General features: G+C 40.5%; 10 protein-coding genes. 3 read left to right on the forward strand and 7 right to left on the reverse strand.

Translation table 11 applies throughout. The annotated features are described in order from the left end of the window. Window positions 1–99: 99 nt before the first annotated feature. From AC13EX_RS11220 to AC13EX_RS11230, 3 genes are all read right to left on the reverse strand, one after another. Window positions 100–1,443, reverse strand: a complete 1,344-nt coding sequence (locus AC13EX_RS11220; RefSeq protein ID WP_482892746.1) for a DegT/DnrJ/EryC1/StrS family aminotransferase — start codon at window positions 1,441–1,443, stop codon at window positions 100–102. Between the two features lie 196 nt (window positions 1,444–1,639). Next, window positions 1,640–2,689 (reverse strand): 6-bladed beta-propeller, encoded by a 1,050-nt coding sequence (locus AC13EX_RS11225; RefSeq protein WP_482892747.1) that lies wholly within the window; start codon window positions 2,687–2,689, stop codon window positions 1,640–1,642. Window positions 2,690–2,776: 87 nt separating this feature from the next. Beyond that, entirely contained in the window at window positions 2,777–4,300 is a 1,524-nt protein-coding gene (locus AC13EX_RS11230; RefSeq protein ID WP_482892748.1) for a sulfatase-like hydrolase/transferase, read from the reverse strand. A 615-nt stretch (window positions 4,301–4,915) separates the two neighbouring features. On the opposite strand from AC13EX_RS11230, the gene AC13EX_RS11235 reads away from it, so the two are divergent. The 3 genes from AC13EX_RS11235 to AC13EX_RS11245 are packed head-to-tail and all read left to right on the forward strand — an operon-like array spanning window position 4,916 to window position 6,033. Next, entirely contained in the window at window positions 4,916–5,191 is a 276-nt protein-coding gene (locus tag AC13EX_RS11235) for a hypothetical protein (protein ID WP_482892749.1), read from the forward strand. After that, entirely contained in the window at window positions 5,125–5,700 is a 576-nt protein-coding gene (locus AC13EX_RS11240) for a hypothetical protein (protein ID WP_482892750.1), read from the forward strand. The genes AC13EX_RS11235 and AC13EX_RS11240 overlap by 67 nt, the downstream gene beginning before the upstream one ends. A 45-nt stretch (window positions 5,701–5,745) precedes the next feature. Further along, entirely contained in the window at window positions 5,746–6,033 is a 288-nt protein-coding gene (locus AC13EX_RS11245) for a hypothetical protein (RefSeq protein ID WP_482892751.1), read from the forward strand. A gap of 364 nt (window positions 6,034–6,397) precedes the next feature. Here the strand turns inward: AC13EX_RS11245 and AC13EX_RS11250 are convergent, their stop codons facing one another. From AC13EX_RS11250 to AC13EX_RS11265, 4 genes are all read right to left on the reverse strand, one after another. Next, the gene (locus AC13EX_RS11250; RefSeq protein WP_482892752.1) at window positions 6,398–7,060 is read right to left on the reverse strand and encodes a hypothetical protein; all 663 of its coding nucleotides are present in this window, start codon (window positions 7,058–7,060) and stop codon (window positions 6,398–6,400) included. Window positions 7,061–7,950: 890 nt separating this feature from the next. Then, window positions 7,951–9,339, reverse strand: a complete 1,389-nt coding sequence (locus tag AC13EX_RS11255) for a pectate lyase family protein (protein ID WP_482892753.1) — start codon at window positions 9,337–9,339, stop codon at window positions 7,951–7,953. Window positions 9,340–9,460: 121 nt separating this feature from the next. Further along, window positions 9,461–11,512 (reverse strand): aceric acid hydrolase, encoded by a 2,052-nt coding sequence (locus tag AC13EX_RS11260; protein WP_482892754.1) that lies wholly within the window; start codon window positions 11,510–11,512, stop codon window positions 9,461–9,463. A 24-nt stretch (window positions 11,513–11,536) separates the two neighbouring features. Continuing rightward, window positions 11,537–12,922: a pectate lyase family protein gene (locus AC13EX_RS11265; protein ID WP_482892755.1), complete on the reverse strand. Its 1,386-nt coding sequence runs from the start codon at window positions 12,920–12,922 to the stop codon at window positions 11,537–11,539. Window positions 12,923–13,000 lie beyond the last annotated feature (78 nt).

Genomic DNA, 13,000 nt, shown 5'->3' on the forward strand with positions numbered 1-13,000 from the left:
CTAAACTGGTTTCAATCCAAGTTCCTTAAATCTAATAATAAGGGATTAATTATGATAAAAGGAATGACCAAACCTTCTAAAACTACATAATGGCAAATTTTAAGCTTTCTTTAAATCCCCGGCAAACTTCCTAATCTTATGAATGGCTTGCGCAATCTGTTCCATGTCTTGTCGGGTCCCAAGCAACATGGTTTGTGAAAACCATACCGCTTCCTCACAAAGCTGGTCATTCTGCGGACAGTGATTTTGCTCCATCCAATCGTTCATCGTTTTCTCTCCATACACTTTTAAATAGTGCTTGTTTTTTGCAAGATCTGTCACGTATTTCTCCTTGTTTAACCTACCGTAACCACCTGAACAAGGGATGCCTTCTGCTACTAAGGCTTTCAAAAATTTACTTCGGTCCATGTTCTGAAATTCCCTTTTGTCATACCTAAACATATATAGGTGATAAGCACTTTTGGTTACTCCTGCATAGAGTTTTGCGGGGTAAATTCCTGGGATTTCTTTTAAGAGACTGGTTAAGTAGGCTGCATTTTCCCAACGATGGTTAACCTGCTGCGGGAAACGTTTCATCTGAGCAAGCAATAGGCTCCCCTGGAATTCTGTCAATCGGAGATTTGTTCCTCGGGTAGGAGAATAGGGATCGTTTGGATCGCTGGTATGCCTTCCCTGATTGTGGAAATTATAACAGCTTTCAGCAAATTCATCGTCATTGGTCAACAAAGCTCCTCCTTCACCAGAAGTAAGGTTTTTGCTGGATTGAAAACTAATGGCCCCTGTAAGGCCTAATGTCCCAACTTTTTCACCCCGCCATTCGGCCATCGGTGCCTGACATGCATCCTCCACAACTGGTATATTGTGCTTGTTTCCCAACCCAAGAATGGTATCTAAATCTGCAGGAGACCCTCCAATATGAACAGGCATGATGACCTTTGTTTGCGGAGTAATGGCCTTTTCAATTTGATTGGCGTCAATCTGAAAACTTTCTATATCCGTATCCACAAACCTTGGAAGCGCATAATTCAATACCACCACATTGTAGGTGGCAACAAAGGTATATACCGGAATTAAAACCTCATCCCCAGGACCTATGTCTAAAGCGCCCATAGCGGTATACAATGCGCTGGTGCCACTAGATACACCCAAACAATGTTTAGCTCCACTCATCTTTTTATATGCCTCTTCAAAATTAGCAACCGCATCGCCATTAAGGCGGCCCCACTTTTTACTCTGCAAGGTTTCCAGAAGTGCGTTTTCATCCGGCCTTTCTACGATGGGCCAACTTGGAAAACTTGCGGGATGGGCTTTGGGGCCTCCCAATAAGGCAGGCCTATCGTTTATTGTCCTTCCAAAACTAAATTGGGGCATTTCAATGACTAGGCTAGCACCAACCATCGAGAGGTTACTTATAAAGTTCCTGCGGTCTAAATTCTTGTTCATGGCTATTGTTCTAAGATTCTTAAAGCTTAGGTATCTTTACAACCACTTGTTTCATGAAATTCGTAAATTTAGAGTCGAAATGAGGAATAGAAACAAGTTAGCAGCAATCCTTATTCCCAATATAAGCTTTAAACTTCTTTGGAAGTAACATTTCTCTAAGATTCTCTAGCCATCTCAACTAAGTAATAAATGATGATTAGTCCTTCAACCTAACCCACACAATGATAGGATTTAATTCGAAACCTGTTTCATCTACCTCTCTTTTGATATAAAAATAGTCTCCATCCCCAAAAGCATTTAGGAAATAGGTTTTCCCATCTGCCGCTGTGATCCCATTTTTAAGGTCGTAACCAGCATTTTTCTTTCTGTCGAACACAAACATCGATTGCTGGTGTTTATCACTTGAGTAAGTAATGAAATAATAGTTGCCTTCTCCGGTAATCTCGTAAATATAAGCCACCTTTCTATTGTCTGAGAAGACAAAATCGAACCTACTGTAGGGTTTCAACTGATCTTTTTCTAGCGTATATAAGGAATCTCTACGGATTTTTTCCTGCATTATGACTGCATAATATATCCCAGTTTTATCATCAAATGAACTGACATACTGCTGGTGAGTATACCTACCTGGACCAATATTATCCACTAAAGGCACCTCCTTAATAAGAAAAGAATCCAACATATTCAACTCACTATCAATACGGTAACCCATTATTTTTAATTTATTGGTAATTCTGGATTGTAAAAATCCTCCGTGGGAAAAGACCCAAATTCCGTTATCCGTTGCATTTACGTAAAATGGGAAAGGAAAAGAGGCAGAACCAATTAGTTCTCCTTCTTCACTGTACTGTAATATTGCCTGATTAAATTGGGCTGCCACCAGTAAACTTCTGCTTTTCAAGTCATAACTAATCTCATATGCGCCAAGGTACTCACCCGGAGCTTCACCCTTTTTTGCTATTTCTCCAACATAGGTACCATCCAACTTGAATTTAACGATCCTTCCTATGTCTAAAATATAAAAATGCTCTTCGGATTTGGTAATACTGCCAGTTGATTTTAAATAAATACCCTCTCTGGTTTCCAAAGGAATTTCCACTATAGAAGAAGCTATATCAGATAGCTTCAGTTCATTACCCAACACATTTTTTGCCTTAATTACAGGGATTCCCTCCTGTTCATTAGAACAAGAAAAGAATAAAATGAGCACACAAACTAACAGAAAATTAAATTTTGATGTATTCATTATAAAAAGTTTTTCATTTTATCGAAGAGTTATGTTCACTATAATTATCCTTAAAAAGCACCTACCCTATCAAATTTTCTATGGCACTCACTCCTTCCCCTTCAGCAAAAATCGCTTTTGATTCCTTTTAAACTCTCCGGGCTTATTGTGGTTGGCTTTTTGCTCATTGTATTTTGGCAAGCCTTCCCATACCGGACCTTCTGTTTTAACCTCTTCCAGCAGTACCAGCAATTCATTTTTCATGGCCTCCAGCTTATCCGGTTCAGTAGCTGCCAAGTCCTCTTGTTGACCGGCATCGTTTGCGACATTGTATAATTCATAAAACTCGGGCTGAATGGTTTTTATAAAAGTCATGTCTATATCCGATACCCCATGGGTTCTGGGTACCTTATCATTGGCACGAGCCAGCAACATATAATCCCCCTTTCGCATGGCAAACTCGGGGGAACTTCTGTAAAAATACCATAGCATGGGCTTTTCTCTTTCTATTTCACCTCCTTCAAGCAATGGTAATAAATTTATCCCATCGTATTTCCGATCTGAAGGAATGGCCGCCCCAGTCAATTCCCCGATGGTAGGCAACAAATCCTGGAACCATATGGGGGTGTCAATTACCCTATTCCCGGGAAAAGCACCGGGATAGGAGAAAATCCCGGGAACCTTGATACCCCCATCATATACCTCCCCTTTCAATCCGCGAAGTTCGCCTTGAGAACCTATCCGATATGGACCGTTATCCGATGCAAAGAAGACCATTGTATTATTATCCAATCCTCTTGATTTTAAGGCTTGCAAAATCCTACCGGCGGCCAAATCCATGTTTTCAATATTGGCGAAATATTCAGCGGTTTTCTTGTCATAGTCTGGGTAATTGGCGATTAAATTATCAGGTGAAGCAACCTTAGCATGAGGCTCATGGAAAGCCACATAGAGGAAGAAAGGCTGTTCTTTTTGATAATTTTTCTCAAACCAAAGGTCTACTTCATCTGCTACCAATTGACAGGAATAGCCCTCCTGCTCTCCTATTGGGATTCCATTTCTAATAAAGTTGACAGGATTGAGATGAGAAGGCTGGGCATTATTTTCCGTACCAAGTGAATAATCAAAGCCCTGCTGCTGAGGTTGTGGCTGATTGAGTTCCTTATCTTGAGGAAGAACGCTCAAGTGCCATTTACCAAAATGAGCCGTCTGATATCCTTCAGGCTTGAGGAGTTCGGCAATCGTTATTTCATTGTCCGGTAGATGCATAGGAGATCCGGGTGGCCTATAACTGTACATGCCTGCTCTTGCCGGAATTCTACCTGTCAACAACCCAACCCTCGAGGGAGAACAATTGGGAGCACCGGCATAGCAACTGGTGAATTTCACCCCTTCAGATGCCAAAGCATCCAAGTTTGGAGTGTTGGCTACTCCACCGTATCCCTGAAGATCCGCATACCCCATATCGTCTGCAAGGATGATCACCACATTGGGGAGTATTTTCCCATTCTCGCTCTTTGTTGCCTTATTGTTTTGGGACCAATTATTTTGAGCATTCATCGCCTGAGTCAATCCAAAAAAGAGGAAAAGTAAGCAGAATAGAATTTTGGGCGTTTTTATTGGAATTAACATGCTAATAATAGGGTTTATATTTATCCTTTTTAGGATTAGAATGTAAAAACAACTAATTATCGGTGAATATTTCCGTAAAATCAACTAGAGCTTTTACTATTAGCACAATTCTCAACCCTTTTGTATAATAAGCTCAAACAAGTCCCAATTTTTCACTTATTTGATGATAATAAATGGACATGTCAAAAAAAAAATTATTTTTTTGTTTACAATTTATGTTTTTCACTACTGTCTGTACTTTATGCCCAACAGCAGGTTTATCTGGGTGATTGATCCTGGCAATACTTTTTTCATCGTCCACAACCACAACTGGCAACGGTTTACAGACCGATTCAATGTCATGGAAATTCAATCCATTGTTAAACTTGCCTATACCTTGAGATTTTAAGGCAGTGAATAGGTCTTAAATCTCGACAATAACCATAAGAAATTAAAGTTTCCATTTTTCATTCCTTTAAGCGCTCAGTAAATCTACTCAAGGTGTTGGAAAATAAATCTCCGGTTTTTGAATATTTTTCATTAAATTAATTCTTCTGTAATGTTTGGCCGGTGAATTTATTGCCTCCCAACACCCAGAACAAAGCTTTTAACCCCGCCCCACTAATCAATCACCTCATGAAAATTAGATCTTACCTGCTATTGCCTATAATATTGTTAGCCTTTGCTTGCCAAAGCAATACGGAGAAAAACAACATTTCCGAAGAAACTAAAAAAGCTGTGCCGGAAGGCGTTATCTTCAACAAAAAAACTTTAAAAAGATTGGGGGCCAGTGGTGACAATTGGTGTCTCACCTGGGCAGCGGATGGTTCGCAGATTGTTTCAATGTGCGATGGGAACTGGCTGGATCAAAAAAATTATGCCTCCAGATTCACAACCACCTTTATAGAATAAAAGGTGGTCCAGAAAACTTTAAAAGGGAAGACCTTCCCAATTACCCTGAATTCAGTGGCAAGGAAGGAAGTTGGTTTGGCTATGGGATTGTTTCTGTAGACGGAAAGGTATATTCAGCAGCCTCCAAGACACCTGGTCCCTCTTGGTCAGGACCCTTTACAGCTGTTAAACTTTTGAAGTCAACTGACAATGGCCATTCTTGGTCCCGTGTAGACAGAGAAGGAAATGAACTTGCACTCACAGCCATGGGCAGCATGAGAAATGTAGTCAATGAGCAGGAGATGTTTTCTTTAAAGGAGCATGGAATACCTCATCAAACCCAAGAGGCTTATCCTTTTTCTTTTTTCGATTTTGTGCAAAACGGCAAAGACAATTCAACTGCCAAGGATGAATACGTCTATATTTATTCCCCGGAAGGAGCCAAAGCCCATCAACTGACCTTAGCTAGAGTACCTCATGATAAAATCGGAATTCGAAGTGAATGGCAATATTTCACAAAGTATGACTAAAACAAGGAACCCCAATGGTCAAATAAAATAACTGACAGAGGCTATGTGCATACTTTTCCGGAAAAAAGCAGTAAAGACCATTATTTTGGATGGTATTCTTGGTTGCCTTCTGTTGTATGGAACGATGGGCTAGGTCTTTACTTTATGGTCAACGGTGGTACCTATGGTGGTTATGGCATGAGCAACTCGGATGAGGATTATTACCACAGTTGGATGCATACTGAAACGGGCAACCTAGGTTTTTGGTATTCAGAAAATGCCTATGGCCCATGGACACAATTCCACTATTCGGAATACTGGACAGTAGACCATCCCAACAATAGAACCTACTAACCAAAACTTTCTCCAAAATGGATCAGTGAAGATGGTAAAAAAATGATCCTGATCTGATCCGATGCCATGAAAAACGATCAGGGGAATTCTCATTCGATCAACTATATATGGAACCAAATGGAGATCGAAATCGAGGTGAAATGAGGTTAAAAAAAAAATTGGTTATAATTCGAAGATTTGGATTAAAAAAGGGGAAACCACCAACCTTAACTATATATTGTATTTCACTACACAATGAATAAAAACACATAACTACTACAATCGTTGTTTGCGACAATTCCTTAAATAGAATTGTCGCAAACAACCTCAAGACTCAACAGGAAATATCCAAAGACAAATTGGAAAGGGGAAGACTTAAATCGATTTACCTTCTCTCATTTTCCGGCAGAGATAAATTGGTAACCTTTTTCTCAGTATGCTTTTCAGGGTCGTAAAGAACAATCCTGTCCAAAAAATGATTGGCAGACCTTGCTGAGACCTCTATCGAATAGACTCCTTTTTTCTCGAAGGAAACATAAATTTCATGGGGATCATTGTCACTGGTTTTGGTGCGCCATGTCCAGTCAGTAGTGCCATTGCTATAAATTTTAAACCAACCTTCCTTTCCCGCTCCTTCAGGACAATCATCCTGACATTTTCCGTGAGGTCTTACAATATGTTCTTCATTTTTCCCAAAAAACCCTGCTGCCTCAGGCACTCTAAGCCAAGTATCATTGTTATCAGTTGAAGAGGTCCCCAGACCTACCTTGGAATGCCAAATGATTTTATATTGCCCAGGATTATTGATTTCAATAGGATACTTAAGTGTCTTATTCCCGGGATCTTTAAAGTGCTCAGTTGTGGAATACAAGTAATGGATCGTACCTCCTTCTATATTCACACTATCTCGAAACCAATCCCCTACCCCTTCTACCGACTCAACTTCTATAATCAACAGGGAATTTTGCTCATTGAAAGCAACTTGCGCTGCCGCTTGAAAGCTTATCAGGTTAATGAATAAAAGTAACTTTGCCGGTATGTTTTTCATAGGTCATTTTGAATAAACAATATAACACGATTCAATTTAATCAATTTTCACTAAAATACGCTGTAAAACAATGAACATCAAATAGGGAAATTAAGTACATGGAACTCATTTATATTTTGAGTGAAAAAATCGACCCTCCAAAAGTTATTTTGACGGAAGCATACAAATAGAATGGAGAGACAATATTTCTTAAAAAAACAATGCATCTCACCCAAGATTAATCAAATCTCAGAATAAATGAAAAAATGTAAAGGTCGAAAGGAAAAGTATTAGAAGGGTAAACTTATGCTTGATAAAAAAAATATCATAAAACAGCTTTGAAGCCCTTCCGTGATGGTCTTAGAAATTGAATTCTTTGCAATTGCAGAAAAACACTAATAATAGGTAAGATTCAACCCGGATTATGTAATAGGATTTCTCCGCCCTGACTGTCAGGGGTGAAGCCTGTCCCGTGTTTACGGGAAGTGTTGCAATTATAAGAAAATCAGGCTGTTTGGATATTTTAGCATAGCACTGCTATGGTGAAATTGAAAACAGCAACGAAGTGGCTGATTTTGAAGCGATTTCAGCACGTAATAGATTGTCTATTGCATATTTCGGGTTTAATATGGTAGGGCCTAGACCTATATTCGATGCGATTTTCTCGGTTGTCTTTCCATTAAATTCGAGATTTTTTGAGTCATAAAGAATCAACGGAGCCAAAATGGATGCTTGGAAAGGACACCATTTAACTATCAGATAGAGCCGAAAACAGCAACGAATTACTAATTTGGAAGTGATTTCTTCACTCAATAAACATCTTATTCATGTTTCGGATTTAAATGCCGCATTTTTTAATTGTACGGTTTTTCTGCTCTCCACTATCGTTTGGGTTGATACCTCTCTAGGGTTCAATAAATAGAATTTAGGTAAATTTCCAACATCGTATAACCGTCTTTACCAACCTTGTTTCCATCACTGGCTTGTTTGGGATTTAGACCATTTTGCTTTTCATATTCATCTGGAATTCCATCGTGATCCGTATCAACCATGGCAGGGCTACTTTTTAGCGCTGGCCATCCACCAACATCTTCTTGAGTATCTATGATCCCAGTCTTTCTAGAACTATCCGCAACCTTATGATCCTTTTTGTAGGTTTCCCCTTCATAAGTTGCGTAACCATTGCGTACTTCATCAATAATTCGAAGGTCTACAGCATCACGCTTAGGAAAAACAGCACCCGCGTTCTCGAGAACAGAAACAAAAGCGTCCTCGGCAGACTCTTCATTGATAGCCATCGATGGCCAAGGTTCCTCCAGCTTTAAACCATCCAAATATTCGCTACCGCCTTGAGGCTGCACTCCACCCAACCAATTGTTCGCTGAAATCCAAAAATTCCCTTCAACTGTGTTGTCTGAAATGTACCATTTCCCATAGTCCGCTGCTTTGTTTCGAGACCAGGGCGAGGCGATACGGTGGGAGATTTGACCGGGTGCTGTTGCAGGTCCTGCCTTATAATAGTTTCCTACCATATTGATGTTAGTGAAATTGAACTTGTCATTGCCTACCTGAGCAACTTCACCTCCATAAGTAGATTCATATCCCCAATTGTAAACTACGTTGTTTCGGAAATCAATATTTCCACCTCCCGATGCAAAGCGTGGATTACGGTTGGAATGATTGGCGATTAAATTGTGGTGATAGGTGCTGTAGTTTGATCCCCAAATACCGCCAAAACCATGATTCCCCTTTTGATGATTGGATTTATAAAGACTTTCTGATGTTATACACCATTGAACTGTTACATTTTTACCATGGTAAATGGACATGGTTTCGTCAATACTCCAACTTGCCGATACATGGTCCAAAATAAGATTGGTAGTATACCTGCTGGATATTGCATCAGTTTCACCTCCTGATTCGTTCCCGAGTCTCACCCTGATGTACCGAATGATCACTTCATCTGCATTTATCATCAACGGGTAAGCCCTGAGTGTTATGCCCTCGCCAGGAGCTGTTTGACCTGCTATCGTGATATATGGATTTTTAATTCTTAATTCACTTTCCAATTTGATGGTTCCTGAAACCCTGAAAACAACTGTTCTTGGTCCTTCAGCTTCAACAGCCTCACGAAGGCTTCCTTTTCCTGAATCATCAAGATTGACCACTTCGTAAACTTTCCCACCCCGTCCACCAACAGTGTATTTCCCATAACCTTCAGCAGTCGGGAAGGCCAGTTGTTGCGCATAACTGTTCAAACCAATGAATGCCAATGCAATACTTAAAATAGTTCTTTTCATTATTTCCTTAATTAATTGACAACTTCGTTAAAAGAGTACCTTGAATTTTATAAAGCAGCAATTTGAAGTAACAAACACAGATCCTCTCAAAAGCCAGAGAGAAGAATACCCCATGATTCCTTTACTTTTTTAATGGCATCCAAACTGCCATTTCTGATTCTCCTCTATTCCCCCAGGCGAAATAGGGAATCAACCTGATATTAATGGGATTCAGCGTGTTTTTTTGATCTACTTCCTGGTACAATTTACCGGCCCAATCGGGCTTTTCTTGTAACAAGGCCTGCCCCTCCAAGAAGGTTAGCGAGGCACCTTTCACCATTTTTTTGACAGGGGTAAATTGAATGGCAGCAGGAAGTTCAACATCAAAAATGCGAACATCTTGCAAATCTGGAGATTCAATACAATAAACAATTGGCCCTCGCACAACAGCTACCTGATTTCTGGTTTCCTCCACCAGCGGGTTGGCCTCCATCAACCGAGCAGTCATGGGTAGATTTAATTCAATCTCATCACCCTTTTTCCACTTTCGTGTTAAGGACAGATAACTTCCGGCTATAGGTTTTTCCTTCGATTTTTCTCCATTAACGGTGATCTCAGCCTGACTGGCCCAGGCAGGGATCCGTAGATCTATGGCAAAGGGATCTTGCCCGGTTTTTTCGATGCTTAGCTTTATCTTTCCATCCCAAGGGTAATCCGTCTCCTGTTTTAACTCTAGGCTTGAACCATTTGGCAAACTGGTTTTCAGTTCATTGCTACCATACAAATTAACGACCAAACCATTATCAGATAATGCATAGGCATAATTATGGGTTTCCGCAACCGTTCTGACGACATTGGGAGGACAGCAGTTCGATTTTGAAATATAGGGTTCCCTGACCTTGTTCCAGCGAAATGTAAAGGGCAAGTCCTTATCTACTCTCAAGGGGTTGGTATAATTAAAATTGGTCCCACCCAGATCAGTACCGGAAAATACACTATTGATCAAGCTAAGCTCTAATATATCTGCAAAACGGCTGTCTCCGGTTACCAAAAGCATGCGGTGGTTCCACAAGACATTTCCAATATTAGCACAGGTTTCATTGTAGGCTGAAATATTGGGAAGCTGAAAAGCCTGCCCATAAGCCTGGTGGACTTGCTGAATAATTGACTGCCTGTAGGTGGTTCCATTTGGGGACACACCATCATACAAAGCCCCGGTAGCTCCAGTGATGTAGAGTTTTTTAGTGACCACATCCTTCCAAATACTTTCCAATGCCATCATCAAAGAATCCTCCCCTGTTTCTGCATAAAGATCCGCTACGCCAGCATACAGGTAATTGGCACGAACGGCATGTCCTACGGCTTCTCGCTGTTGCCGGAATGGGATCCGATCCTGATTGTGGTCTGTACCATCAGTTATCATCCCACGAATATCAATCATTTTACCTGCCAGGTCGAGGTATTCCTTGTTTCTGGTGGTTCTATACATTTCAATTACTCCCATATAGTGGGAAGGACAAATCGCATTTTGAGCTTGTTCGGCAGTTGCATTTTCATGGTAGGCAACAAGAAAATCTGTTGCCTTGATCGCTATGTCCAAAAAGTTGGTCTGCCCGGTAATGCGATAATGTAAGCTGGCCGCCGTCATCAAATGGCCCATATTATACGTTTCAAAGTTCATTCGATCTTCAAACTCAACCGCATCTTGAGGGTTATTGCGCTGCTTAATTATTGTAGAAGTATGAATATAACCATCTGCTCTCTGTGCGTCCGCAATCACTTTTATGATCCGCTCTAGCTCATCATAATACCTTTGGTCTTTTGTGCTGGCATAAACGGACACTAAGGCTTCAAGCGTTTTATAAAAATCTCCGTCATGAAAAGGAGCGCCCCTATGTCTTCCTTCTTTGTATCCTGCTGCTATTTCAAAATTGAGAAAACCATGGCTAAGGGTATCATTCTCATAAATGTGCAACATATTCATGGCCATGGTGTCCTTACTGACATCCGCCCAATGCCCCCAAAAGCCATCAGTCCATTTTACCGCATCCATGTCCACCGAAACTTGTTTGGCATACGGGCTTTTGGAGGTGTTTACCAAAGCTTTTTCCTGAGCATTTACCGACAATAGTGGTGCGAAAATGATTGCCGTAAAAAAGCCAATCCAATTACTACTCCATTTAATATCAAGCATATATTTGTTATTCTGGGTCAAATATTAATTGATGCTATTTAAATATTTCTCTAGCATGGTGTAACCATCCGCTAAATTGTTTCTATCCGCCGCATTCGAAGGATCAAGACCGTTTTTCTTTTCCCAATCATCTGGCATACCATCGTGATCTTTGTCCTCAGGTGCTGGTGCACTTTTTAAATTTGGCCAGCCCCCTACATCTTTTTGTGAATCAATTATACCGGACTTTTTGGACTTATCTGCCAGGGTTTTGTTTTTCTTATAGCTTTCACCCTCAAAGGAAGCCTGTCCTTCTTTTGCTTCCTTTATTATTCTCTTATCCACAGGATCTCTTTTTGGCAAGGTAGCTCCTGCATTTTCGAGGACTGCCTCATAGGCTTTTTCCGCTGTGTGCTGGTGAATAGGCATAGAAGGCCATGATGCTTCCATTTTTACAAATTGAAGATTTTGGGCTCCTCCTTGTGGTTGCACTCCTCCATCCCAATTGTTAGCAGTCACTTTGTTATTTCCTTCAATGACATTGTCAGAAATGTACCATTTGCCAAAATCACTGGTTTTCTTGCGCATGGATGGGTTGGCAATCCTATAGGAAACCTCTCCCGGAATTGTGGCCGGTCCTGGTTTATAATAATTGGCCACAATATTGAACTTTGAAAAAGAAAAATTTGGATTACCAACTTGTTGGTTTTCTCCACCATAGCAACTGTTGTACCCCCAATTGTATATTACATTGTTTCTATAATCTGTGTAGCCAGAACCTGATGCCATTCTCGGGTTGCGACTGCCATGACTAGCAATTAGATTATGATGGTAGGTACCATAGTTTGAGCCCCATATCCCTCCAAAACCATGTGCTCCTTTTACGTGATTGGAGTTATACATGCTTTCAGAAATAATGCTCCACTGAAGAGTAATGCTGTCACAATGATAAATAGACATGGTTTCATCCACACTCCAACTGGCTGAAATATGATCCAGAATAATGTGTTTGGTATACCTGCTTGAGACCGCATCGGTATCTTCGCCTGATTCATTCCCCAACCTAACCCTCAAATACCTAATAATGACATGATCTGCCTCTATTATCAAAGGATTCTTTTTAAGGCAAATCCCATCACCAGGGGCCGTCTGACCGGCAATGGTGATATAAGGATGCTTGATCCGCAAAGGAGATTCCAAGGAAATAGTACCTGAAACTTTAAAAACCACTGTTCTTGGCTCCGCTGCCTCCACTGCAGCTCTTAAACTTCCTTCTCCACTGTCATTCAAATTGGTAACTTCAAACACAACACCACCTCGACCCCCTTGAGAAAATTTCCCGTAGCCTTCGGCTGTTGGAAAGGCAAGTTGTTGGGCACCGCTATTAAATCCTATCAATAGCAATACTGCACTAAGAATTAAATGTTTCATGGAATGTTTTATTTTAAAAGGGCTCAAATGAAGCGGAAAACCGAACTTTTGTACTCTTGTTAATTGTGTTTATTGTCC

The organism is Cyclobacterium sp. L-R (genome assembly GCF_056859355.1).